Origin of the sequence: Paractinoplanes lichenicola (assembly GCF_016785085.1) — a bacterium.
Classification (GTDB): Bacteria; Actinomycetota; Actinomycetes; order Mycobacteriales; family Micromonosporaceae; genus Actinoplanes; species Actinoplanes lichenicola.
Map to the genome: position 1 here is coordinate 611,882 of NZ_JAENHO010000005.1, position 24,612 is coordinate 636,493.

Sequence of the window (24,612 nt, forward strand, 5' to 3'; positions counted from 1 at the left end):
GCCGGGTTCATCAGGAGAGACCCAGGCAGCCCGCCGTCGCCCGACAGACGCAGTTCACCCCGCGTACGGGGGTCGGCCGCCAGGCCGATGAGAAAGAGAGACTAGCCTGATGGCCGTGACACGCCGTGTAAAGATCGTCTGCACCATGGGGCCCGCGACCGCCTCGCCCGAGCGCATGCTCGGTCTTGTCGAGGCCGGCATGGACGTGGCCCGCATGAACTTCAGCCACGGGACCCACGAGGACCACCAGAAGGTGTACGACCTCGTGCGCAGCTCCAGCGAGCAGGCCGACCGGGCCGTCGCGATCCTCGCCGACCTGCAGGGGCCGAAGATCCGCCTCGGCAAGTTCGCCGACGGCCCGCACGTCTGGAACACCGGCGACCTCGTCACCATCACCAGCGAGGACATCCTCGGCACCAAGGACAGGGTCTCCTGCACCTATACCAAGCTGCCGCAGGAGGTCAAGCCCGGCGACCGCCTGCTGATCGACGACGGCAAGGTCGCCGTGGAGGTCACCGCGGTCGACCACCACACCGACATCCGCTGCCTGGTCGTCGAGGGCGGCCCGGTCAGCAACAACAAGGGCGTCTCGCTGCCCAACGTCGCCGTCAGCGTCCCGGCGCTCAGCGACAAGGACGCGGAGGACCTGCGCTTCGCCCTCGGCCTCGGTGTCGACCTGGTCGCGCTCTCCTTCGTGCGCTCGCCCGACGACATCAAGCTCGTCCACGAGATCATGGCCGAGGAGGGTCGTACCGTCCCGGTCATCGCCAAGGTCGAGAAGCCCGAGGCGGTCGAGCACCTCGAGGCGATCGTCCTCGCGTTCGACGGCGTCATGGTGGCCCGCGGCGACCTCGGCGTCGAGCTCCCGCTCGACCAGGTGCCCCTGGTGCAGAAGCGGGCCGTGCAGCTCTGCCGCGAGAACGCCAAGCCGGTCATCGTGGCCACCCAGATGCTCGACTCGATGATCGAGAACTCGCGCCCGACCCGCGCCGAGGCCTCCGACGTGGCCAACGCCGTGCTCGACGGCACCGACGCCGTGATGCTCTCCGGCGAGACCTCGGTCGGCAAGTACCCGGTGCTCACCGTGAGCACGATGGCCAAGATCGTCACCACCACCGAGGCCGGCTCGATCCCGGTCCCGCGGCTGCAGCACGACCCGCGCACCCACGGCGGCGCGCTCACGGTCGCGGCGTCGCAGATCGCCCGCAACATCGGGGCCAAGGCGCTCGTCGCGTTCTCGCAGACCGGCGACACCGTCCGCCGGCTGGCCCGCCTGCACTGCGAGCTTCCGCTGTTCGCCTTCACCCCGGTCCCCGAGGTGCGCGACCAGTTGGCGCTGAGCTGGGGCGTCGAGACGTTCCTGACCGATTTCGTGCAGCACACCGACGACATGTTCCGGCAGGTCGACTCGAAGATGCTGGGTCTCGGCCTGGCCAAGCCGGGCGACTACGTGGTCGTCGTGGCCGGCTCCCCGCCGAACGCGCCCGGCTCCACCAACACCCTGCGCGTGCACCGGCTCGGCGATCTGACCCCGAACGAGCTGTGACCCGACCGCTGAGCGGACAGGCCGCCGTCGACCAGCTGCTCGAGGTGCTCGACCTCAAGCAGCTGGAGGCGGCGACCTTCGTGGGGGAGAGCCCGCAGACCGGCGCCCAGCGCGTGTTCGGCGGCCAGGTCGCCGGGCAGGCGCTGGTCGCCGCCGGTCGCACGGTCGACCCGGAGCGCTTCGTCCACTCGCTGCACGGCTATTTCGTGCGCCCGGGCGACCCGACCGAGCCGATCCAGTTCACCGTCGAGACGATCCGCGACGGGCGCTCGTTCTCGGTGCGACGCTCCACCGCCCAGCAGCACGGTAAGACGATCTTCTTCATGTCGGCCTCGTTCCAGGTGCTCGAGGAGGGGCTCGATCACCACACCCCGGCCCCGCTCGAGGTGCCCGGGCCCGACGAGGTGCAGACCATGGCCGACTGGGTGCGCCGCTACCCCAGCCGCAAGGCCGCCTTCAACGCCGCGCCCCGCGCCGTCGACGTGCGTTACGTCAACGATCCGGGCTGGGTGCCGCCGGGCGACCGCAACGCCAGCGACCAGCAGCGGGTGTGGATGCGTGTCGACGGCAAGCTGCCCGACGACCCGCTGATCCACGCCTGCGCCCTGACGTACGCGTCCGATCTGTCGCTGCTCGACTCGGTGCTCTCGGTGCACGGCGAGGTGTGGGGCCCCGGCGGGGTGATCGGGGCCAGCCTCGACCACGCGCTCTGGTTCCACCGGCCGTTCCGGGCCGACGAGTGGTTCCTCTACGACTGCGCCAGCCCGTCCGCCAGCGGCAGCCGCGGCCTGGCCAACGGCCGGATGTATACCGAGGACGGCCGGCACATCGCCAGTGCCGTCCAGGAGGGCCTGCTGCGGCGAGTCGGCGAGCGCAAGTAGCAGGAAGCCCCGCCGAGGGGATCCCGGCCCGGCGACTGGCCGAGTGCGGATCCCGGCCCGGCGGGGCCGGGGAGACTAAAGCTTTTCCACCTGCTCCTGCAGTTCGGCGTCCGCGCGGTGCCGCGCCGCCGGCTGCGTCTCGTAATCCGACATCCCCGCCGCATATCCGGTCATCCCGGCCTCCCGCTCCGGCGTGAGCCGCAGCACGTCGTGCCGGGCCGCCGCGATCTCGCGCAGCCGCAGCGCGGTCACCAGGTCGGCGATCGCCCGCAGCACACCGAGCGCGCCGAGAGTGACGATCACCGGATCGGCCGTACGGGCAAATGGGCTTGCGGCGTAGAAGCCGAGCCCGGCCTGCAGCCCGCCGACGACCACCAGCAGGCCCCACGTGCGGTCGGTGCCCCGGTTCATGGTGGCCACGGCGATGTCGACCGCGCCCCGCACCATCAGGAACCACCCGATCAGCGAGGCCGGGGTCGTGTACGTCGAGTCCCGGTCCAGCAGCACGACGACGCCGGTGCCGGCGAACAGCACGGCCATCGCCGCGTTGATCCACCACGTCTTCGTGCCGGCCAGCGCGCGGACGATCTCGCACAGCGCCCCGAAGAAAATGACCGGACCTGTGACACCCACGACGTCGGCCGGTTCCAGCCGCAGCACGCTCCACCCGACGGCCAGCCACGCCACGCCCGCGAACAGCAGAAACCCCCACATGCTCTCCCGCATCACGGAGAGGGGCGAGGAACCGGACCACAGCATGAGGCCTCCAGGAAGGTGTCCCTGCCATGACAACATCCGGCCGGGGCTCGAACGGGAGGTTCGCGCAGATTCACAGCGGGGTACAAGACGGGCCGCCCCCACCCCCGGAGAGCCGTGCCCGACGAGGAACTCGCCATCGCCCTGCGCGCCGCCCAAGACGGCGACGCGCGGGGGTTCGCCACGCTCTGGCGGGCCCTGCACCCCAACGTCCTGCGCTATCTGCGCGTGCTGGCCGGCGAGCACGCCGAGGACGCCGCCAGCGAGACGTGGCTGCACGTCATCCGCGACCTGCACCGCTTCAGCGGCGATCTGGGCTCCTTCCGGGGCTGGCTCTTCCGCATCGCCCGGCACCGGGGCATCGACGAGCAAAGGCGTTCCTCCCGTACGCGGGAGACCGCCGAACCGCGGGCCGAGGCCGCCCCGGACGCCGCCGCCGAGGCGGCCCAGGGCGCCTCCACGGCCTGGGCCATCGGCATGATCGCGAACCTCCCGCGGGACCAGGCCGAGGCCGTGATGCTCCGGGTCGTGGCCGGGCTCGACGTCGCCACGACGGCCGACATCCTCGGCAAGAAGCCCGGGGCCGTCCGCATCGCCACCATGCGCGGGCTGCGCCGGCTGGCCACGCACCCGCAGATCCGCACCCGGCAGGGGGTGTAACAGGATGCACTCCTTGCGCGCTCTCCTACGTGCACTGCGTTCGCGACGGCACTCCCGCATCGGTCGCGACCGGGCCGACATGATCGCCGCCAGCCACCCGCCCGGCGACGATCACCCCGGCCTGGCCGCCCTTCTCGAGGCGGCCCGCGCCCCCGGCACCCCGGAGGAGCTGGCCGGCGAGAAGGAGATGCTGGCCGCCTTCGCCGCGCATCGCAAGCGTGCTGCCCGCAGCGTCCGACGCCGCCGAACGGCGAGTCTCCGGGCCGCTCTCGTGCCCGTCACGAGCGGCCTGGCTCTCCTGATACTCGCCGGGACCGCCGTCGCCGCCCGCACCGGCAACCTCCCCGAGGGCGCCCAGCAGCACGCGCATCGCCTGTTCTCGGCGCTGGGCGTACCTGCGCCGGGAACAGGCTCCCCCCACCCTTCCTCCTCCACGCGGCCCGGACCCGGGCCCAGGCCCTCGCTCGACGTCACCGCGCTCTCCTGGTGCGAGGCGTGGCGCGGGACCCCGGAGCGCTCGCTGAGCCGGGAGGACCGGCGCAAGCTGACCGACGCGGCCGGGGGCGAGGAGGACATCAAGGACTATTGCGACCGGCTGCATCGGTCGGCCTCGCCGTCGTCGTCGCCGAGCCCGGAGCCGAGCGAGTCGCGCAGCTCGTCCCCGTCCCCGTCTCCGACCGGCACGCCGTCCTTTACCGAAACCCCGTCCGAGCCGGCCGCCCCCAGCCCGAGCGGTGACCAATCCCTCAGCACGGATCGTGATTGAGTCTCGCATTTTCTTGATCAATGTTACGGAACGCATGTGCCCGAACGTGCCCGGTAAGCACTCGATCGTGTGGACTCGCGGGCACCGGCGCCTCTGCGGCTTTGAAGCTCGGAGGCTCTGTGAGCCTTCGATTGTTCTGCGGCGACGACTCCCGGCCTAATGATGTAATGGTCGGAGCTTTTGCCGAGGGCGCGCGGATTTCGCCGCCCGAAACAGAGCGGAAATGTGCCGTCAGCAAAGTAAGGAAAGAGTTGCAGTGGTGCCGGGGACGGGAGTCGAACCCGCATGCCCTTTCGAGCAAATCATTTTGAGTGACCCGTGTATGCCATTCCACCACCCCGGCGGGCCGGACCGTCGCGAGACAAGGTCACGCTGATCCAAGCAGGGGACAGCGTACCCACTAGGCTTAGGGGGGCGACACCCGCATACCGGGGTGTCGCGACATCGGGAACGTTGGGGGTAGGAGTTCCGTGGCCGACTCGCAGGCTGGTGCCGAGCGCAAGCGGGTGTTGATCGCCGAGGACGAGGCGCTCATCCGACTCGACCTGGCCGAGATGCTCGTCGAGGAGGGCTACGACGTCGTCGGTGAGGCCGGCGACGGCGAGACCGCCGTCCGCCTGGCCGAGGAGTTGCGCCCTGACCTGGTCATCCTCGACATCAAGATGCCGATCATGGACGGGCTGGCGGCCGCCGAGCGGATCGCCGGGGGCCGGATCGCTCCTGTCGTCATTCTGACTGCCTTCAGCCAGCGCGACCTCGTCGAGCGGGCCCGCGCGGCCGGCGCGATGGCCTATCTGGTCAAGCCGTTCCAGAAGTCGGACCTCGTGCCCGCGATCGAGATCGCCCTCTCGCGGTACTCCGAGATCGCCGTTCTCGAGTCCGAGGTGGCCGGCCTGACCGACCGGCTCGAGACCCGCAAGTCGGTCGAGCGGGCCAAGGGCGAGTTGATGACCAAGTATCAGATGACCGAACCGCAGGCGTTCAAGTGGATTCAGCGCACAGCGATGGACCACCGCATGACTATGCGTGAAGTCGCCGATCGGATCCTGGCCGAGGGTCAGGAAGCCGGCGGCACGCAACCGGCCAATAGTTGATCAAGTTTCGCGCTTGGTTGTAACACCTCCTCATGCCTGCGGGTCAACGGACGTAACGGTTCGGTGAAAGCCCGAGTGAACTCTTTCAGCAGGCCATGAACCTGGGATAACGTCCCGCCCCATAACGGGGCACGGAAGGTCTCTGGCGCGCGCAAGTGCCAATCGGCCGGCAGTGGCTCGGTGGGTTCGTATGGAGGAGGGTTCCAACCTTGAGGCAGGTTCTCGCACGAGCCATCGGCGGGGTGGCCATCATCGGGCTCATCGCCGGTGCTGCTGCTTGCAATAGCGGATCGAGCAGCGACGACACCGCGAGCGAGGGGAACTGCGGCTACAAGCTCGCGTTCTTCGGCGCTCTGACCGGCTCGGCCGCCAACCTCGGTGTGAACATCGAGCAGGGCTTCGAGCTGGCTATCGACCAGTACAACAAGGCCAAGGGTTCGACGTGCATCGAGGTCGCGAAGTTCGACTCCCAGGGTGAGGCTTCGGTCGCCCCCGGTGTCGCTCGCAGCCTGGTGGCGGACAAGAAGATCCTCGGCATCGTCGGCCCGCCCTTCTCGGGCGAGTCCGAGGCCGCCGACCCGATCTTCGAGTCGGCCGGCATCCCCACGATCACGCCGTCCGCGACGCGCGTCTCGCTGGCGTCGAAGGGCTGGAAGGTGTTCCACCGCGCCGTCGCCAACGACGACGCGCAGGGCCCGGCCGCCGCGGCGTACATCAAGGACAACCTGAAGGCGCAGAAGGTCTTCGTGGCGGACGACCAGTCGGCGTACGGCGCCGGCCTGGCCGACGTCGTGAAGTCGACGCTCGGCTCGCTGGTCGTCCAGTCGGACAAGACCGAGGGTGACGGCAAGCAGGCCGACTTCTCGGCGCTGGTGCAGAAGGTCTCCTCGAGCGGCGCCACGGCGCTGTTCTACGGCGGCTACTACACCAACGCGGGCATCATCCGGAAGCAGCTCACTGCGGCCGGCTGGAAGGGCACGCTCGTCGGCGGCGACGGCATGAAGGACCCGGGCCTGTCCAAGGCGTCGGGCGTCGCGGCCGCGGTCGGCACCATCGTGACCTGCCCCTGCTCCCCGCCGGAGGCGGCGGGCGGCACCTTCGTCAACGACTACAAGGCGAAGTGGAACCAGGACGCGGGCACGTACTCCGACGTCGCGTTCGACGCCGCGAACATCTTCCTTCAGGGCATCGACGCGGGTAACAACACCCCGCAGAAGCTCAACGACTACCTGAAGACCGTGAACTACAAGGGCATCGCCAACACCTACAAGTTCACCGAGACCGGTGAGCTCGACCCCAGCTTGATCAAGGTGTGGGCGTTCAAGTTCGACAACTCCGGCGACTCCAAGGCCGACGTGGAGATCAAGACCTCCTGATCGGTCAGCACTAACTCTCTGTAGGGCCGGTGTGGCCGGATGATCTCCGGCCACACCGACCTCGTCGTTTTGGAGCCCCTCTGTGGATTTTTCCGGTCTGATTGATAATTTCGGGCCGCTCACCGTGACGGGTCTGGCCCAGGGCGCGATCATCGCGTTGTTCGCCCTGGGCTACACGCTGGTCTACGGTGTTCTGCGGCTCATCAACTTCGCCCACTCCGAGGTCTTCCTCATGGGCACCTACGCGTGCCTGATCGTGTGGGGTTTCTTCGGCCTCGACCAGAACTCGGCGGCCCCCTCCGTCGGCGGCATGCTGCTCTACCTGGTGATCGGCCTGGTCGTGGCGATCATCGCGTCGGGTGTGACCGCCCTCGCCGTCGAGGTGGTGGCCTACCGGCCGCTGCGCCGGCGTAACGCGCCGCCGCTCGCCTTCCTGATCACCGCGATCGGCGCGTCGCTGTTCATCTCCGAGCTGACCGGTGTGCTCACCCATCGCAACCAGCGGGGTGTCCCGCCGATCATCCAGGCGAAGCCGCTCTTCACGATCGGCGACACGACGGTAACGAACCTGCAGCTCCTCATCATCGTGCTGGCGCTGGTGATGATGTTCGTGCTGGATCGTTTCATCAACGGCTCGCGCCTGGGCCGGGGCATCCGCGCGGTGTCGCAGAACCCGGACAGCGCGGCGCTGATGGGTGTCAACAAGTCCCGGGTGATCGCGCTCGTCTTCCTGCTGGGCGGCCTGATGGCGGGCATCGCGGCGGTGATGTACGACCTCAAGATCGGCGTGACGCGGTACGACGCGGGCTTCCTGCTCGGCATCGACGCGTTCGCGGCGGCGGTGCTGGGCGGCATCGGCAACCTGCGGGGCGCACTGCTCGGCGGCCTGCTGCTCGGCGTTCTGCAGAACTACGCGGCGGGTCTGTTCGGTTCGCAGTGGCTGCACGCGGCGTCGTTCGTGCTGCTCGTGGTCATCCTGCTGTTCCGCCCGACGGGCCTGCTGGGTGAATCGCTGGGAAGGGCTCGAGCATGAGCGAGAAGGCGTCTTTCCGCAGCAACGGCGGAGTCCGGGGCTGGTACGGCCGGCAGCCCGCCTGGGTGCAATGGATCGTCATCGCGATCGCCCTGGTGCTGGCGTTCCTGCTGCCGTACGCGGGTGACATCCCGCTGATCGGCCCGCAGATCGTCACCGAGGGCATCGACTGGCCGAGCGCCCTGTTCAACATGTCCTACTACGTGCTGCTGGCACTGGGCCTGAACGTCGTGGTCGGCTACGCGGGTCTGCTCGACCTGGGCTATGTCGGCTTCTTCGCGGTCGGCGCGTACGGCACGGCCCTGCTGACCTCCCCCGACTCGGTCCTCTACGCCGACACGGGCTGGAAGTGGCTGATGGCGGTGCCGGTGGCGCTGGCGCTGACCATGGTGGCCGGCCTCATCCTGGGCTGGCCGACGCTGCGCCTGCGAGGCGACTATCTGGCCATCGTGACGCTGGGCTTCGCCGAGATCATCCGGATCTTCGCGACGAGCACGACGACGCTGCGCGGCGATCGTGGTTTCGCGAGCATCCCGCACCCGCCGGGCACCTGGAACGGGGAACCGATCTTCGGCGTGACCGACGCGGTGCCGTACTTCTGGCTCGGCCTGGTGGTCATCATCCTGGTCATCCTGGGTGTGCGGAACCTCGACCGGAGCCGGGTCGGCCGTTCGTGGCTGGCCATCCGCGAGGACGAGGAAGCCGCCGAGATCATGGGCGTGCGCACGATCAAGTACAAGCTGTGGGCGTTCGCGATCGGCGCGTTCATCGGTGGCCTGGGCGGCGTGCTGTTCGCCGGTGAGCAGGGCTTCATCAACTCGCAGACGTTCGTGCTGCAGTTCTCGATCCTGGTGCTGGCCGGCGTCGTCATGGGTGGCTCCGGCAACATGGCCGGTGCGATCCTGGGTGGTGCGCTGATCTCGTACATCCCGGACCGGCTGCGGGGCATCTCGCTCGGCGACACCGACCTCTACGAATACCGGTTCGCGCTGTTCGGTCTCGTGATCATCATCATCATGGTGCTGCGGCCGCAGGGTCTGATCCCCAGCCGCCGCCGCGCGATGGAGCTCAAGGACCGGGAGAAGGAGGTGGCTCCCCAATGAGTGAGCCGCATCAGGAGACTCCGGAGGAGCTCGACCGGGCCAACGCGCGCCCCGTGGACGAGCCCGCGCCGACGGGTGGCAAGCTCGACGAGCCCAACCCTTCCCCCGTACGGGGTGAGGAAGTGCTGCTCGAGGTCGACCACGTGACGTTGCGCTTCGGCGGCGTCGTCGCGCTCAACGACGTCAGCTTCTCGCTGCGCAAGGGCGAGATCTTCGGGCTCATCGGCCCCAACGGCGCCGGCAAGACCACGTGCTTCAACGCGATGACCGGCGTCTACCGGCCGACCAGCGGGACGATCCGCTTCCAGGGCGAGTCGGTGGTCGGCAAGAAGAAGCACGAGATCACCCGGGGCGGCATCGCCCGCACGTTCCAGAACGTGCGGCTGTTCCCCGAGATGACCGCGCTGGAGAACGTCATGGTGGGCGCGGACGCCCATCACAAGACGAGCGTGATCAGCGCGCTGTTCCGGCTGCCGCGGTTCTGGCAGGAGGAGAAGTCGGGCCGGGCGCGCTCGCTCGAACTGCTCCGCTTCGTCGGGATCGCCCACCGGGCGGGCGACGTCAGCCGCAACCTCTCCTACGGCGAGCAGCGCCGCCTGGAGATCGCGCGGGCGCTGGCCACCAACCCGACCCTGCTCTGCCTGGACGAGCCGGCCGCCGGCTTCAACCCGGCCGAGAAGGAGGAGCTGCTCCAGCTCATCCGCAAGATCCGTGACACCGGGGTGACGGTGCTGCTCATCGAGCACGACATGCGCCTGGTCATGGGCGTCACCGACCGGATCGTCGTGCTGGAGTTCGGCAAGAAGATCGCCGAGGGCACGCCCGCCGAGGTGCGGGACAACCCGGCGGTCGTCGCCGCCTATCTGGGGGTGCCCACCGATGCTGCTTGAGATCGACAACGTGACGCTGGCCTACGGGCGCATCCAGGCCCTGCACGGCATCAGCCTCACCGTCGGGGAGGGCGAGGTCGTGGCGCTGATCGGCGCGAACGGCGCCGGCAAGTCGACCACGATGCGGGCCATCTCCGGCCTGCGGCCGGTGTCCCAGGGCACGATCAAGTTCGACGGCCAGGACATCACCAAGCTGCGGGCCGACCTGCGGGTGATCCGCGGCGTCTCGCAGTCGCCCGAGGGCCGGGGCATCTTCCCGGGCATGACGGTCCGGGAGAACCTGGAGATGGGCGCCTACACGCGGCGCAACCGGACCGAGATCAACGAGGATCTGCAGCGTGCCTTCACCCTGTTCCCGCGGCTCAAGGAGCGCGAGAAGCAGACGGGCGGCACGCTCTCCGGCGGTGAGCAGCAGATGCTGGCGGTCGGCCGGGCCCTGATGAGCCGGCCCAAGCTGCTGCTGCTCGACGAGCCGTCGATGGGTCTGGCGCCGATGCTGATCCAGCAGATCTTCGACATCATCGTGGAGATCAACCAGCAGGGCACGACCGTACTGCTGGTGGAACAGAACGCTCAGCAGGCCCTCTCACGGGCCCACCGAGCGTACGTTCTGGAGACCGGGCGGATCGTGAAGGAGGGCACCGGCAGGGAGCTCCTCAACGACCCGGCGGTCAAGGACGCCTACCTGGGCGTCGCTTAAAAACGATCTCTTTGAACTCGGGAGTAAACATGTTGCGCACCACCCCCGGCCGCCGGGCGATCCTCGGCCTGGCCGCCGCGGCCGCGCTGACGTTGTCGATGGGCGCCTGCGGCTCGGAGTCGGAGGACTCCGGCTCGAGCGGCGCCCCGGCGCCCAGCGCGTCCGCCGACACCTCGCTCGCCGACAAGGTCCCGGCCGACATCAAGGCCACGGGCAAGCTCAGCATCGGCACCGACTCGTCGTACGCGCCGAACGAATACCTCGACAGCGACGGCAAGACGGTCATCGGGTTCGACGTCGACCTGTTCAACGCGGTCGCGCAGAAGCTGAACCTGACCACCGAGTGGACCTCGGCCACGTTCGACAGCATCATCCCGGGCGTGAGCAGCGACAAGTACGCGGTCGGCGTCTCGTCGTTCACGATCAACGCGGACCGGCTGAAGGAGGTCAACATGGTCTCCTACTTCTCGGCGGGCACCCAGTGGGCCGCCAAGACCGGCGTGACGATCAACCCGGACGACGTCTGCGGCAAGAAGGTCGCCGTGCAGACCGCGACCGTGCAGGTCGAGGACCTTGAGGCCCGGTCCAAGAAGTGCACCGACGCCGGCAAGGCCAAGATCACGATCGACCAGTACCAGAAGCAGTCGGACGCCACGAACGCCGTCAACACCGGCAAGGACGAGGCCATGCTGGCCGACTCGCCGATCGTGGCGTACGCGGTGAAGCAGACCAACGGCACGCTCGCGCTGGTCGGCGACATCTACGACTCGGCCCCGTACGGCTATGTCGTGGCCAAGGACCAGGAAGCGTTCGCGAACGTGATCGGCGAGGCCGTGCAGGCGCTGATCGCCGACGGCACCTACAAGACGATCCTCGACAAGTGGGGCGTCACCGCGGGTGCGATCACCACGCCCGAAGTGAACCCGTCGGTCTGACCCGCTAGATGAGCGAGCAGTCCACCACCGAACGGGCACGGCCTGAAGCGATCAAGGCCGTGCCCGTGCGGCACCCCCTGCGCTGGGTGTCGATCGCGGTCATCGCGGTGCTCTTCGCGATGTTCGTGCACCTGCTGCTGACCAACGACAACTTCCGCTGGTCGTACATCTTCGTCAGCTACGAAGAGGGCAAGCGCGGGGTCATGTTCACCGGCCCCGTTCTCGAGGGCCTGCGCGGCACCCTGCTGCTGACCGTCACCTCGATGGCGATCGGCATCGGGCTCGGCACCGTCCTCGCCGTCATGCGGCTGTCACCGAACCGGATCCTGTCGTCGGTGGCCTTCGTCTACACCTGGTTCTTCCGGGCGGTGCCCCGGCTGATCCTGGCCATCCTCTTCGGCAACCTGAACATCCTGTGGAGCCGGATCGGCTTCGGCCTGCCGTTCGACGAGCAGATCGGCAAGTTGTTCGGCATCGACGACTTCAACGGCCAGTTCTACAGCATCCGGGCCGTCGACCTGCTTGCCGGTTTTGTGGCCGGCATGCTGGCCCTGGGCCTGTCCGAGGCCGCCTACATGGCCGAGATCGTGCGGGCCGGCCTGCAGTCGGTCGACACCGGGCAGAGCGAGGCCGCGGTCGCGCTGGGCATGAGCCGCTTCCAGGTGCTCCGCCGGATCGTGCTGCCGCAGGCCATGCGGGTGATCGTGCCGCCCACCGGCAACGAGACGATCGCCATGGTCAAGGACACCTCGCTGGTGGCCTTCGTGCCGGTCGCGGGCGAGCTGTGGTTCCAGCTCAACAACATCTCGGCCCGCACCTTCGTGGTCTTCCCCGTGCTGGTCGCGGCCGTGATCTGGTATCTGATCATCTGCACCGTGCTGATGATCGGGCAGTATTTCATCGAGCGGCACTACGGCCGGGGCTACGGCGCGAGCGCCCGGGCCAAGCAGCGGCTGCGCAACATCGAGGTCGAGCAGGGCGGCAAGATCACCACCGGGGAGGCATCATGACCGACTCGACGGCCGAGATGGTGCGGGCCGACAACGTGCACAAGTCGTTCGGCTCGCTCGAGGTGCTCAAGGGCATCGACCTGGTCGTCAAGCCGGGCGAGGTGTGCTGCGTGCTGGGGCCCTCGGGCTCCGGCAAGTCGACCTTCCTGCGCTGCATCAACCACCTCGAAAAGATCAACGCCGGGCGGATCCTCGTCGACGGCGACCTGGTCGGCTATCGCGAGCGCGGCGGCAAGCTGCACGAGCTGGGCGAGAAGGACGTGGCCAAGCAGCGCCGGTCGATCGGCATGGTCTTCCAGCGGTTCAACCTCTTCCCGCACATGACGGTGCTCGACAACGTCATGGAGGCGCCCTGCCGGGTCAAGCGGGAGAGCAAGGCCGAGGTCCGCGAGCGCGCGACCGCCCTGCTCGAACGGGTCGGGCTGAGCAGCAAGATCGGCAACTACCCCGGGCAGCTCTCCGGCGGCCAGCAGCAACGGGTCGCCATCGCCCGGGCCCTGGCCATGCGGCCCAAGCTGATGCTCTTCGACGAGCCGACCAGCGCGCTCGACCCCGAGCTGGTGGGCGAGGTGCTCGACACGATGAAGGACCTGGCCGCCGAGGGCATGACGATGATCGTCGTGACCCACGAGATCGGCTTCGCCCGCGAGGTGGGCGACAGCCTGATCTTCATGGACGGGGGCGTGGTGGTTGAGCAGGGTGCGCCCCGCGAGGTCATCGCCAACCCGCAGCATGAGCGAACCAGGGCATTCCTCAGCAAGGTGCTCTAAGCAGGCGGGGCGGTCCGGCTTATTGTCGGACCCCCCGACTAGAGTTCTCGAACGTGAGCGACGACGCCCAGACCCCCCGTTTGCTGCTGCTCGACGGCCACTCCCTGGCCTACCGCGCGTTCCACGCGCTGCCCAAGGAGAACTTCAGCACGCAGACCGGTCAGCACACGAATGCCGTGTTCGGCTTCACCTCGATGCTGATCAACATGCTGCGCGACGAGAAGCCCACGCACATCGTGGTCGCGTTCGACGTCTCCCGCGTCTCCTTCCGCACGGAGATCTACCCGGAGTACAAGGCCGGCCGCTCGGCGACGCCGCCCGAGTTCCAGGGCCAGGTCAGCCTGGTCAAGGAGATCCTCGACGCGCTGCGCATCCCCTACGTGGAGAAGCCCGGCTTCGAGGCCGACGACGTCATCGCCACCCTGGCCACCCAGGGCCGCGCGGCAGGCATGGAGGTGCTCATCTCCTCCGGCGACCGCGACGCCCTGCAACTGGTCGACGAGCACACCACCGTGCTCTATCCGAGCCGCGGCGTCTCCGAGGTCTGGCGGATGAACCCGGCCCTGGTCGAGGAGAAGCAGCTCGTCCCGCCCCACCTCTATCGCGACAAGGCGGCCCTGGTCGGCGAGACCAGCGACAACCTGATCGGCGTTCCAGGCGTCGGCCCCAAGACGGCGGCCAAGTGGATCACCGAGTTCGGCGGCCTCGACGGCGTCGTCGCCAACGCCGACAAGATCAAGGGCAAGGCCGGCGACAACCTGCGGGCCCACCTGGCCGGGGTGATGCAGAACTACCGCCTCAATGCCCTGCGCACCGACCTCGAGCTCGAGATCCGCCCCGAGGACGTGCGCTGGCAGGGCTGGGATCGCGAGGCCGTCCACCAGGTGTTCGACGCGCTCGAGTTCCGGGTGCTGCGCGAGCGGCTCTATTCGTATCTCGACGCCGTCGAGCCCGAGGCCGAGTCCGGCTTCGACCTCGAGGGCCAGATCCTGGCGGCCGGGCAGGTCGCCGGCTGGCTCACCCAGCACGCCGCCGCGGCCCCGGTCGGCATCGCCGTCACCGGCACGTTCGGCCGGGGCACGGGCGCGCTCACCGGCGTCGCCGTGGCCACCGGCGACGGGCCGGCCGCGTGGTTCGACCCGGCCGCGCTCGACGAGGCCGACGGGCGCGCGGTCGCCGAGTGGCTGGCCGACCCCGCGCGGCCCAAGGTGCTGCACGACGCCAAGCCGGCCACCCTGGCGATCCGCGCCCACGGGTGGACCCTGGCCGGTGTCCGCGTCGACACCGCCCTGGCGGCCTATCTGGCCAAGCCCGACCAGCGGGCCTACGACCTGACCGACCTCGCCCTGCGCTACCTCAAGCGCGAGCTGCGCGTCGAGGAGCCCGAGACCGGCCAGCTCGACCTGCTCTCCGGCCTCGGCGGCGAGACCGACGGCGCCGCCGAGCAGAACGTGATGCTGCGCGCCCGGGCCACGCTCGACCTGGCCGACGTGCTCACCGAGGAGCTGTCGCGCGACGGCGGCGAGTCGCAGCAGCTGCTGATGGAGGTGGAGCAGCCGCTCTCCGAGGTGCTGGGCGAGATGGAGCACCTGGGCATCGCGGCCGACACGCATTACCTCTCCGAGCTCGAGGCGCACTTCGCGGCCGAGGTCAAATCGGCCCAGCAGGCGGCGCACGAGGTGGTCGGCCGCGAGTTCAACCTGGGCTCGCCCAAGCAGCTGCAGCAGATCCTGTTCGACGAGCGCGGCCTGCCCAAGACCAAAAAGATCAAGTCGGGTTACACGACCGACGCCGACGCGCTGCAGAGCCTGTTCGCCCAGACGGGTGACCCGGTCCTCGAGCATCTGCTGCGCCACCGCGACGTGGCCAAGCTCAAGTCGACCGTCGACGGCCTGCTCAAGTCGGTCTCCGACGACGGGCGCATCCACACCACGTTCAACCAGACCGTCGCCGCCACCGGCCGGCTCTCGTCGACCGACCCCAACCTGCAAAACATCCCCATCCGTACGGAGGAGGGCCGCCGGATCCGGCGCGCGTTCGTCGTCGGTGAGGGCTTCGAGCAGCTGCTGACGGCCGACTACAGCCAGATCGAGATGCGCATCATGGCGCACCTCTCCGGCGACGAGGCGCTCATCGCGGCGTTCAACTCGGCGTTCGACTTCCACGCGGCCACCGCCTCGTCGGTCTTCCACGTGCCGGTCGAGGAGGTCGTGCCCGACCAGCGCCGCAAGATCAAGGCGATGAACTACGGCCTGGCCTACGGGTTGAGCGCGTTCGGCCTGTCCAACCAGCTCACCATCCCCACCGAAGAGGCCCGGGGCCTGATGGACGAATACTTCGAGCGCTTCGGCGGCGTCCGCGACTACCTGCAGGCCGTCGTCCGCCGGGCCGTGCAGGACGGATACACGGCCACCATCCTGGGCCGCCGGCGCTACCTGCCCGACCTGTCGAGCGACAACCGCCAGCGCCGCGAGATGGCCGAGCGCATGGCCCTCAACGCCCCGATCCAGGGCTCCGCGGCCGACATCATCAAGATCGCGATGCTGCGGGTCGACAAGGCCATCAAGGAGACCGGCCTCAAGTCCCGCATGCTCCTGCAGGTCCACGACGAGCTGGTCTTCGACGTGGCGCCGGGGGAGCGGGAGCCCCTGGAGGAGTTGGTCCGCCGCGAGATGGGCGGCGCCTATCCGCTGTCCGTGCCCCTCGAAGTCTCGGTCGGCCACGGCCAGGACTGGAACGGCGCCGACCACTGACGCATTGAGGGCCGCCCGCAATGCCCGGGCGGCCCACCTGCGTCCTCGGCTGGGCGACCCCGACTCACGCTCTCGACCGGCCCAACCCCACTCACGCTTTTGGCCGAGCCGGCTCATCCCCCGTCTTGGCCGGCCCATTCACCGTGTACCGGGCGGGGGCTTGCTTCGGGTCGCGTGTTGCCTACGTGCGGGAGCGGCGGTCGGCCACTGCTCCGAAGGCGGCGCCTGCGACGAGGGCCGCGGCGGACAACGCGGCGAACCAGTGCCAGAAGCCGTCGCCGGGCAGGGCGATGAGGGCGAGCACGGCGACCAGCGCGCCCGACGGCAGGGCCGCGGTCAGGGGGATCGGGGACGCGGCGGGGTGGCGGGCGACGGCGATCGCCAGCGGGATGGCCAGCAGCAAATAGGGGAGCGGGAAACTGGCCGGCAGCTCGCGATCGGTGAGCGTGGCCCGGATCACCGCGACCACGGCGCCGACGGCCACGGCGGCGACGGTTTGCACGATCATGAACAGTGCGCCCGGTCGTGCCGGCACGGCCCCGGGAGTGTCCGGCTCGCCGAAGCCGAGCCACATCGTCGCCACCTGCGCGAATTCCTTGATGCCCTGCCGCGTGCCGTTCTCCCCCATGCGGCTCAGTCTAAAGGGGAGCCCTTCCGGCGGATCGCGGCCGGAGCGGCTTCTGGCGTACGCTCGGCGCGGTCGTGTTCGCCACGGCCGTCAGGGGATGCGCACCGTGACCGGGCTGGATCGGGCCGTGGTTGCGGGGCTTTGCAAGGGTGTGGCCATGGGGAGCCAAGCTATGGGGATTTCCGGCAGCGGAAACGGGTCGCTCACCCGTGAACCGCTCGACTCGGCTCAGGCCGACGCGTTCGCGCCGATGTTCAAGGCCCTGGGCGACCCGGTTCGCCTGCGGCTGCTGTCGATGATCGCCTCGGCCCGGGGCGGCGAGGTCTGCGTCTGCGACCTGACCGGCGAGTTCCATCTGACCGGCCCGACGATCTCGCATCATCTCAAGGTGCTGCGCGAGGCCGGCCTGGTCGACAGCGACCGACGCGGAACGTGGGTCTATTACCGCATGATCCCGGCCGCCCTGGCCGTGATGGGCACCCTGCTCGAGACCGGCATCCCCGTCTGAGCCCTACTTCTTGAGCGGGTCGTGGCCCCAGTTCATCAGGGAGTAGCGCCACTTCGTGTCCTCGACGTCGCCCTGGGGGCGCTGCGCGAGGTGCCGGTGCACATAGCCGACGACCTTGCGCATGTGTGCCTCGTCGGCGTCGGTGAGGTCGGCCTTCTTGGTGCCCAAAATCTTGACGATCTTGCGGCCCGAGTCGTGGCCGACCGATTCGCCGCCCGCCGACGACTTCTGGCCCACGTCCTTGGCCTCGTCGGTCTCGAGCCACTTCTTCAGCTCGCCCGCCGTCATGTTCACGGCGTCCTTGAACTCGGCGTACGTGTCCTGCTCAGCCATTCTTCTTCAGCGCCTCGGGCTTGTGAACCGCCTCGCGCCCGGTCTTGTCGCTCTTGACCTTGTATTGCGGCTCGTCCGGGGAGGCGTCGACCGTGCGGCCCGCCGTCTCGGTGCGCTTGGTGATCTTCTGCTCGACCTCGCCGTGGACGTTCTGCCCGTGGCTCTTCCAGGTCACGTCGTCGCCCTTTTTGAGGCTTTTCTTCGCGTCAGCCATGACAGCCGGATACCCGGGAGCCGACGGCGGAAACGGCCGGTCGGGGTCGGTCACGGGCGGGTGACCTGCAGAAGGAGCGGTCAGCGGAGGTCGGCCACGAAGATCGCGGTGCCCGGGAACAGCCGGCCCCGCAGCGGGCTCCACTGGCCCCAGATCTCCTCGTGCCCGGCCGGCCACTCCGGTTCGATCAGGTCGCGCAGGACGAACCCGGCGGCCACCAGCTCGCGCACCCGGTCGCCCAGGGTGCGGTGCTGTTCGACGTACGAGGGAACGCCTTTTTCGTCTGTCTCGACGTAGGGCGTGCGATCGAAGTAGGAATTGCGCGCGATCAGGCCGGTCTCGTCGGGCTCGTCCCAGAAGATCCAGCGCATCGGGTGAGTGATCGAGAAGACCCACGAGCCCCCCGTACGCAGGACGCGCGCGACCTCGCGCATGGCGGCGCCCGAGTCGGCCACGAACGGGATCGCCCCGAAGGCCGTGCAGACGATGTCGAATACGCTGTCCGCGAACGGCAGGGCCAGCGCGTCGGCTTGAACCAGGGGCACCCGCACCCCCGTACGGGTCTCGGCCTCGCGTGCGTGCCGCAACATCCCGGCCGACAGATCGAGGGCCGCCACCTCGGCGCCCTGCCCGTCGAGCCAGCGGGCCCCGGCCGCCGCGCCCGCGCCGAGCTCCAGCACCCGCCGGCCGCGCACGTCGCCGAGCAGCCGGGCGTCCGCCTCACGCAGCCCCTCGGGGCACCACACGAAGTCGAGATCGCCCAGGAAGCCGCCGTGCTCGGCCTGGTAGTCGTCGGCGTCGGCGTCCCACCAGCCCCGGCTGGCGACCCGGCTCTCGGCGTCGGTGATCGCCCGCCGGAGGGGCGCGTCGGACCCCGACGGGTTGATCTCGGTCACCCGGACACGGTACGGCACGGCGTGCCGACGTCACGATTCCGGACATTACGGGCATGCTGCGAGGTTTGGGCCGAACATTGCGCCTCGGTCGTCAGGAGGGCTTGCAACCTGTGGTAATGCGCACGGTAAGCTAGTCGATGCGCTCGCGGATCGTGTGCCTCGGCAGGGAGCAGGTTCCGTGGTCGTCGGTCTCGACATGATCGACTGCAAGGATTCTGGTCCTTCTGGGTTGCCCGGTCCTTCCGATGTTGTTCGTGCCGTGCCCGCCGGCAGTTCCGCGGAGCGCGAGAGACACCACGAATCCATCCGTTCGGAGCAACAGTCCACATGACGAGCAGCATCGAGGCCACCTCGAGCGCCAACAAGGTCACCGTCGACGATCTCGGGTCCGAGGAAGCATTCCTCGCCGCCATCGACGAGACCATCAAGTACTTCAACGACGGCGACATTGTCGAAGGCACCGTCGTCAAGGTCGATCGGGACGAGGTCCTGCTCGACATCGGCTACAAGACCGAGGGTGTCATCCCCTCGCGCGAGTTGTCGATCAAGCATGACGTGGACCCCGCGGAAGTGGTGTCGGTCGGTGACCACATCGAAGCCCTCGTCCTCACCAAGGAGGACAAGGAAGGCCGTCTGATCCTCTCGAAGAAGCGGGCTCAGTACGAGCGCGCCTGGGGCACCATCGAGAAGATCAAGGAGGACGACGGCGTCGTTCGCGGCTCCGTCATCGAGGTCGTCAAGGGTGGCCTCATCCTCGACATCGGCCTCCGTGGCTTCCTGCCGGCCTCCCTGGTCGAGATGCGTCGTGTCCGCGACCTCCAGCCCTACGTGGGTCGCGAGCTCGAGGCCAAGATCATCGAGCTGGACAAGAACCGCAACAACGTGGTCCTGTCCCGCCGGGCGTGGCTCGAGCAGACGCAGTCCGAGGTTCGCACCGAGTTCCTCAACAAGCTGCAGAAGGGCCAGGTCCGCAAGGGCGTCGTGTCCTCGATCGTCAACTTCGGCGCGTTCGTCGACCTCGGCGGCGTCGACGGTCTGGTGCACGTCTCCGAGCTCTCCTGGAAGCACATCGACCACCCCTCCGAGGTTGTCGAGGTCGGCCAGGAGGTCGAGGTCGAGGTGCTCGACGTCGACCTCGACCGGGAGCGCGTCTCCCTGTCGCTGAAGGCGACCCAGGAAGACCCGTGGCGTCAGTTCGCCCGCACCCACGCGATCAACCAGATCGTGCCGGGCAAGGTCACCAAGCTGGTCCCGTTCGGCGCCTTCGTCCGGGTGGACGACGGCATCGAGGGCCTGGTGCACATCTCCGAGCTGGCCGAGCGGCACGTCGAGCTGCCCGAGCAGGTCGTCCAGGTGGGCTCCGACGTCCTGGTCAAGGTCATCGACATCGACCTCGAGCGTCGCCGGATCTCGCTGTCGCTCAAGCAGGCCAACGAGGGCTTCGTCGAGGGGGAGGAGCACTTCGACCCGACCCTCTACGGCATGGCCGCGACGTACGACGCCGAGGGCAACTACATCTACCCGGAGGGCTTCGACCCCGAGACGGGCGAGTGGCTCGAGGGCTTCGACAAGCAGCGCGAGGCCTGGGAGAAGCAGTACGCCGACGCCCGCGAGCGTTGGGAGGCCCACACCAAGCAGGTGCAGGCGTCCCGCGACGCCGACGCCGAGGCCGCGCTCAACCCGGTTCCGGCCGGCGGCGCGACCACCTCGTCGTCGACCTCCACCTCGACGAGCTCCTCGAGCTCGTCGGCCCCGGCGCGCGCGTCGGAGGAGCCGTCCGGCACCCTGGCCACCGACGAGGCGCTCGCCGCTCTGCGCGAGAAGCTCGCCGGCGGCAAGAGCTGAAGCTAGCTCTGGTCTTCTGAGGGCCGTCCCGACTCCGGTCGGGGCGGCCTTCGCCGTTCTCCGCTCCGGGGGTGCTTTCGGTCGTCCCTCCCGGGATACTGAGCGGGTGTTGCGAGTGGGGCTGACCGGCGGCATCGGGGCGGGCAAGAGCGCGGTGGCGCGGCGGCTGGCGCAGTGCGGCGCGGTGATCATCGACGCCGACGTGCTGTCTCGCGAGGTGGTGGCCCCCGGCACGGAGGGGCTGGCCGAGATCGCGGCGGCGTTCGGGCCGGGCGTGCTCACGGCGGAGGGCGAGCTCGACCGCCCGGCGCTCGCGGCCGAGGTCTTCGGCGACGACACGGCCCGCCGCACGCTCGAAAAGATCATTCACCCCCGCGTACGGGCTCGGACCGCCGCGCTGACCCACGGCGCCCCCGCCGACGCGATCGTCGTCAACGACGTGCCGCTGCTGGTCGAGACCGGGCTGGCCCCGTCGTATCACCTGGTCATCGTCGTCGAGGCCGACCGTGGGCAGCGCATCCGGCGGCTCGTCGAGACCCGGGGCATGACCGCCGAGCAGGCCGAGGCCCGCATCGCCGCGCAGGCCGCCGACGCCGACCGCCGCCGCGCGGCCGACGTGCTGCTGACCAACGACGGCACCCTCGACGACCTCAACGCGCGAGTCGACCGGCTCCACAAGCAGCGCCTCAAGCCGTACGAGGAAAATCTGCGCACCGGCTGCTCGGCCCGGTCCGACCGCACGCTGCACATCGCCGGCGCCGACCCGGCGTGGCCCGACCAGGCCGCCCGCCTGATCGCCCGGATCGAGCACGTCCTGCCCGCCGGGCACCCGGTGTCGCACATCGGCTCGACCGCCGTGCCCGGCCTGCCCGCCAAGGACATCGTCGACCTGATGCTGGCCGTGCGGACCCTCGACGAGGCCGACGCCCTGGCCGACCGGCTGGGCGCGGCCGGCTTCCCGCGCCGCTCGGGGGAGTGGTACGACAACGCCCGCGGTTTGCCCGGCCAGACGTGGCCCAAGCGCCTGCACGGCTCCTGCGACCCCGGCCGCACGGTGAATCTGCACGTCCGGGTGACCGGTTCGCCCGGCTGGCGGTTCGCCCTGCTGATGCGCGACCACCTGCGCTCGGTGCCCGAGGCCCGCGACGGCTACGCGGCGGCCAAGGAACGCTGGGCGGCCGAACACCACGACCGCTACGCATACGGCGACGCAAAGGAACCCTGGTTCGACGAGGAGGCCGTGGCCGCCGACGACTGGGCCGAGGCCACCGGATGGCAGCCGACCCCCTGACCCGGCCCTCCGCCCCAAGATCACCGCAAACTCCGGGCCCGCCCTCACCGGGGGACCCCCTCCACCAGCGATTTTAGTCGGCTGGGCCGATCTTGAACGGGTGCCCTGTGGATAACCAGCGGCTGTGGACAACCGCAAAATTGCCAGCCGGATGTGCTACGGCGCGCGACGACGCGTACGGAATGCTGGTTTTGATCGTGGGGTTGAAAGAAGGGCGCTCGCGGCGGCCGGTCTGCGCATAGCGCGACCACCAGCGGGTGCGCTCGCCGTGAGCCGGGGCGCAACAACCACGGGCCGGGCGAGGGGATCGTGTGATGATCCCGCTCGATGCCGGGCGGCCGCCGCGAGCGGCCTACCCGAACAGGTTAGGCGGGCCACGCAACGCCTAACAATGGCGCCGGGCGGGGCCGAATGTGCACCCACCGCACGCGGGCTCCGCGGCGGCGGCCAGAACTTGTCAGACCCTCGACGTACGGTGGTTTCCATGGCGCTCGACATCCCACGACTCGACGGCCGCTTCGAGGTCGTCAGCGAATTTCAGCCGGCCGGTGACCAGCCGGCGGCCATCACCGAGCTCGACCGGCGGGTCCGGAGCGGCGATCGCCACACGGTGCTGCTCGGCGCGACCGGCACGGGCAAGAGCGCGACGACCGCGTGGCTGATCGAGAAGCTGCAGCGGCCCGCGCTCGTGCTCGCGCCCAACAAGACGCTGTGCGCGCAGCTCGCCAAGGAGTTCCGCGAGCTGCTGCCCAACAATGCCGTCGAATACTTCGTCAGTTATTACGACTATTACCAGCCCGAGGCCTACATCGCCCAGACCGACACCTACATCGAGAAGGACTCGTCGGTCAACGAGGAGGTCGAGCGGCTGCGGCACTCGGCCACGATGTCGCTGCTGACCCGGCGCGACACGATCGTGGTGGCGACCGTCTCCGCGATCTACGGCCTGGGCACCCCGCAGGAATATCTCGACCGCTCGGTCAAGGTCAAGGTGGGCGACGTTGTCGACCGTGACCAGGTGCTGCGCCGCCTGGTCGACATTCAGTACTCGCGCAACGACATGGCCTTCCAGCGGGGCACGTTCCGGGTCCGCGGCGACACGCTCGAGATCATCCCGGCCTACGAGGAGCTCGCGGTCCGCGTCGAGCTGTTCGGCGACGAGATCGAGAAGCTGTATTACCTGCACCCGCTGACCGGCGAGATCGTCCGCGAGGTCGACCAGCTGGTCATCTTCCCGGCGTCGCACTACGTGGCCGGCCCCGAGCGCATGGAGCGGGCGATCCGCCAGATCGAGGCCGAGCTCGAGGAGCGGCTGGCCGAGTTCGAGCGGCAGGGCAAGCTGCTCGAAGCGCAGCGGCTGCGCATGCGCACGCAGTACGACGTCGAGATGATGCGGCAGGTCGGCTTCTGCAACGGTATCGAGAACTATTCGATGCACATGGACGGCCGCTCGCCCGGCGAGCCGTCGTTCACCCTGCTCGACTACTTCCCCGACGACTACATCACGGTCATCGACGAGTCGCACGTGACGATCCCGCAGATCGGCGGCATGTATGAGGGTGACGCGTCCCGCAAGCGCATCCTGATCGAGCACGGCTTCCGGCTGCCCAGCGCGGCCGACAACCGCCCGCTGCGGTTCGACGAGTTCCTCGAGCGGGTCGGCCAGATGGTGTTCCTGTCGGCCACCCCCGGCCCGTGGGAGATGCAGCAGGCCCAGGGCGAGTTCGTCGAGCAGGTGATCCGCCCGACCGGCCTGATCGACCCGCAGGTGGTCGTGAAGCCGACCAAGGGCCAGATCGACGACCTCATGCACGAGATCAAGCTGCGCACCGAGCGCGACGAGCGGGTCTTGGTCACGACGCTGACCAAGAAGATGGCCGAGGACCTGACGGACTATCTGCTCGAGAACGGCATCCGCGTGCGCTACCTGCACTCCGAGGTGGACACGTTGCGCCGCGTCGAGCTGCTCAAAGAGCTGCGCAAGGGCGACTACGACGTGCTCGTCGGCATCAACCTGCTGCGCGAGGGTCTCGACCTGCCCGAGGTGTCGCTGGTCGCCATCCTCGACGCCGACAAGGAGGGCTTCCTGCGCTCCGGCCGGTCGCTGATCCAGACGATCGGCCGCGCCGCCCGAAACGTGTCGGGCGAGGTTCACATGTATGCCGACAAGATGACCCCGTCGATGCGTGACGCCATCGAGGAGACCGACCGGCGCCGGGCCAAGCAGATCGCGCACAACGAGGCCAACGGCATCACCCCGCAGGCGCTGCGCAAGCGGATCCACGACATCCTCGACGACATCTATCGCGAGGCGGAGGATACCGACGCCGCGGTCAGCCCGATGGTCGGCGGCGGTGGCCGGCAGATCTCGCGCGGCAAGGCGCCGGTGCCCGAGACCAGGTCGAAGGGTCGCGCCGCGGCCGGGGCGACGGCCGCCAAGGGCATGGCCCGCACCGAGCTGGCCCAGCTCATCCAGGATCTCAACGAGCAGATGCTCGGGGCGGCGCGTGAGCTGCAGTTCGAGCTGGCGGCCCGGATCCGTGACGAGATGTCCGAGCTCAAGAAGGAGTTGCGGGGCATGGACGCTGCGGGGGTGAAATAGTTCGATCCGCCCGGTGCCCGGT

General features: G+C 69.1%; 23 protein-coding genes and 1 tRNA gene. 18 read left to right on the plus strand and 6 right to left on the minus strand.

Annotated elements, in window-relative coordinates:
- The first annotated feature begins 109 nt into the window (after nt 1–109).
- Together pyk and JKJ07_RS20295 are read left to right on the plus strand one after the other, a co-directional pair.
- Nucleotides 110–1,546: a pyruvate kinase gene (pyk, locus tag JKJ07_RS20290; RefSeq protein ID WP_202993149.1), complete on the plus strand. Its 1,437-nt coding sequence runs from the start codon at nt 110–112 to the stop codon at nt 1,544–1,546.
- Nucleotides 1,543–2,427: an acyl-CoA thioesterase gene (locus JKJ07_RS20295; protein ID WP_202993150.1), complete on the plus strand. Its 885-nt coding sequence runs from the start codon at nt 1,543–1,545 to the stop codon at nt 2,425–2,427. The genes pyk and JKJ07_RS20295 overlap by 4 nt, the downstream gene beginning before the upstream one ends.
- Before the next feature lie 75 nt (nt 2,428–2,502).
- Here JKJ07_RS20295 and JKJ07_RS20300 read toward each other — a convergent pair whose 3' ends face one another.
- Nucleotides 2,503–3,186, minus strand: coding sequence for a hypothetical protein (locus JKJ07_RS20300; RefSeq protein WP_202993151.1), 684 nt, complete (start codon nt 3,184–3,186; stop codon nt 2,503–2,505).
- A gap of 114 nt (nt 3,187–3,300) precedes the next feature.
- Here JKJ07_RS20300 and JKJ07_RS20305 point away from each other — a divergent pair, with 114 nt between their 5' ends.
- Nucleotides 3,301–3,843 carry an RNA polymerase sigma factor gene (locus JKJ07_RS20305; RefSeq protein ID WP_202993152.1) on the plus strand — a complete coding sequence of 181 codons (543 nt, stop codon included), beginning with the start codon at nt 3,301–3,303 and terminating at the stop codon, nt 3,841–3,843.
- Nucleotides 3,844–3,847: 4 nt separating this feature from the next.
- Nucleotides 3,848–4,609, plus strand: a complete 762-nt coding sequence (locus JKJ07_RS20310; RefSeq protein ID WP_202993153.1) for a hypothetical protein — start codon at nt 3,848–3,850, stop codon at nt 4,607–4,609.
- Nucleotides 4,610–4,866: 257 nt separating this feature from the next.
- Here JKJ07_RS20310 and JKJ07_RS20315 read toward each other — a convergent pair.
- Nucleotides 4,867–4,952, minus strand: a tRNA-Leu gene (locus JKJ07_RS20315).
- Nucleotides 4,953–5,079: 127 nt separating this feature from the next.
- Here JKJ07_RS20315 and JKJ07_RS20320 point away from each other — a divergent pair.
- The 10 genes from JKJ07_RS20320 to polA all read left to right on the plus strand — a co-directional run bounded on the left by JKJ07_RS20320 (nt 5,080) and on the right by polA (nt 16,273).
- Entirely contained in the window at nt 5,080–5,703 is a 624-nt protein-coding gene (locus tag JKJ07_RS20320; RefSeq protein ID WP_202993154.1) for an ANTAR domain-containing response regulator, read from the plus strand.
- Nucleotides 5,704–5,912: 209 nt separating this feature from the next.
- The gene (locus JKJ07_RS20325) at nt 5,913–7,079 is read left to right on the plus strand and encodes a branched-chain amino acid ABC transporter substrate-binding protein (RefSeq protein ID WP_202993155.1); all 1,167 of its coding nucleotides are present in this window, start codon (nt 5,913–5,915) and stop codon (nt 7,077–7,079) included.
- Nucleotides 7,080–7,161: 82 nt separating this feature from the next.
- Nucleotides 7,162–8,112 carry a branched-chain amino acid ABC transporter permease gene (locus JKJ07_RS20330; RefSeq protein ID WP_202993156.1) on the plus strand — a complete coding sequence of 317 codons (951 nt, stop codon included), beginning with the start codon at nt 7,162–7,164 and terminating at the stop codon, nt 8,110–8,112.
- The gene (locus tag JKJ07_RS20335) at nt 8,109–9,215 is read left to right on the plus strand and encodes a branched-chain amino acid ABC transporter permease (RefSeq protein ID WP_202993157.1); all 1,107 of its coding nucleotides are present in this window, start codon (nt 8,109–8,111) and stop codon (nt 9,213–9,215) included. Before JKJ07_RS20330 ends, JKJ07_RS20335 begins: the two co-directional genes overlap by 4 nt.
- The gene (locus JKJ07_RS20340; RefSeq protein ID WP_236029345.1) at nt 9,212–10,105 is read left to right on the plus strand and encodes an ABC transporter ATP-binding protein; all 894 of its coding nucleotides are present in this window, start codon (nt 9,212–9,214) and stop codon (nt 10,103–10,105) included. Before JKJ07_RS20335 ends, JKJ07_RS20340 begins: the two co-directional genes overlap by 4 nt.
- On the plus strand, nt 10,095–10,805 hold the full coding sequence (locus JKJ07_RS20345; RefSeq protein ID WP_202993158.1) for an ABC transporter ATP-binding protein: 711 nt from the start codon (nt 10,095–10,097) through the stop codon (nt 10,803–10,805). Before JKJ07_RS20340 ends, JKJ07_RS20345 begins: the two co-directional genes overlap by 11 nt.
- Nucleotides 10,806–10,834: 29 nt before the next feature.
- Nucleotides 10,835–11,740 carry an ABC transporter substrate-binding protein gene (locus JKJ07_RS20350; protein WP_202993159.1) on the plus strand — a complete coding sequence of 302 codons (906 nt, stop codon included), beginning with the start codon at nt 10,835–10,837 and terminating at the stop codon, nt 11,738–11,740.
- Between the two features lie 8 nt (nt 11,741–11,748).
- Nucleotides 11,749–12,750, plus strand: a complete 1,002-nt coding sequence (locus JKJ07_RS20355) for an amino acid ABC transporter permease (protein ID WP_202993160.1) — start codon at nt 11,749–11,751, stop codon at nt 12,748–12,750.
- Entirely contained in the window at nt 12,747–13,520 is a 774-nt protein-coding gene (locus JKJ07_RS20360; protein WP_307834329.1) for an amino acid ABC transporter ATP-binding protein, read from the plus strand. Before JKJ07_RS20355 ends, JKJ07_RS20360 begins: the two co-directional genes overlap by 4 nt.
- Before the next feature lie 53 nt (nt 13,521–13,573).
- On the plus strand, nt 13,574–16,273 hold the full coding sequence (gene polA, locus JKJ07_RS20365) for a DNA polymerase I (protein WP_202993161.1): 2,700 nt from the start codon (nt 13,574–13,576) through the stop codon (nt 16,271–16,273).
- Nucleotides 16,274–16,454: 181 nt separating this feature from the next.
- Here the strand turns inward: polA and JKJ07_RS20370 are convergent, their stop codons facing one another.
- Complete coding sequence (locus JKJ07_RS20370) at nt 16,455–16,901, minus strand: hypothetical protein (RefSeq protein ID WP_202993162.1); 447 nt, start codon at nt 16,899–16,901, stop codon at nt 16,455–16,457.
- 157 nt (nt 16,902–17,058) lie between these two features.
- Between JKJ07_RS20370 and JKJ07_RS20375 the strand changes: the two genes are divergently transcribed.
- Nucleotides 17,059–17,409: an ArsR/SmtB family transcription factor gene (locus tag JKJ07_RS20375; protein WP_236029346.1), complete on the plus strand. Its 351-nt coding sequence runs from the start codon at nt 17,059–17,061 to the stop codon at nt 17,407–17,409.
- A 3-nt stretch (nt 17,410–17,412) separates the two neighbouring features.
- On the opposite strand, the gene JKJ07_RS20380 is transcribed toward JKJ07_RS20375, so the two are convergent.
- The 3 genes from JKJ07_RS20380 to JKJ07_RS20390 are packed head-to-tail and all read right to left on the minus strand — an operon-like array spanning nt 17,413 to nt 18,852.
- Nucleotides 17,413–17,742, minus strand: a complete 330-nt coding sequence (locus JKJ07_RS20380) for a DUF3140 domain-containing protein (RefSeq protein WP_202993163.1) — start codon at nt 17,740–17,742, stop codon at nt 17,413–17,415.
- Nucleotides 17,735–18,010, minus strand: a complete 276-nt coding sequence (locus JKJ07_RS20385; RefSeq protein WP_307834330.1) for a hypervirulence associated TUDOR domain-containing protein — start codon at nt 18,008–18,010, stop codon at nt 17,735–17,737. The genes JKJ07_RS20380 and JKJ07_RS20385 overlap by 8 nt, the downstream gene beginning before the upstream one ends.
- A 26-nt stretch (nt 18,011–18,036) precedes the next feature.
- A complete protein-coding gene (locus tag JKJ07_RS20390; RefSeq protein WP_307834331.1) occupies nt 18,037–18,852 on the minus strand; it encodes a class I SAM-dependent methyltransferase in 816 nt (271 codons plus the stop codon).
- A gap of 327 nt (nt 18,853–19,179) precedes the next feature.
- On the opposite strand from JKJ07_RS20390, the gene rpsA reads away from it, so the two are divergent.
- From rpsA to uvrB, 3 genes are all read left to right on the plus strand, one after another.
- A complete protein-coding gene (gene rpsA / locus JKJ07_RS20395) occupies nt 19,180–20,697 on the plus strand; it encodes a 30S ribosomal protein S1 (RefSeq protein WP_202993165.1) in 1,518 nt (505 codons plus the stop codon).
- A 106-nt stretch (nt 20,698–20,803) separates the two neighbouring features.
- Entirely contained in the window at nt 20,804–21,988 is a 1,185-nt protein-coding gene (gene coaE / locus JKJ07_RS20400; protein WP_202993166.1) for a dephospho-CoA kinase, read from the plus strand.
- Nucleotides 21,989–22,472: 484 nt separating this feature from the next.
- The gene (gene uvrB / locus JKJ07_RS20405; RefSeq protein WP_202993167.1) at nt 22,473–24,590 is read left to right on the plus strand and encodes an excinuclease ABC subunit UvrB; all 2,118 of its coding nucleotides are present in this window, start codon (nt 22,473–22,475) and stop codon (nt 24,588–24,590) included.
- Nucleotides 24,591–24,612: the final 22 nt, after the last annotated feature.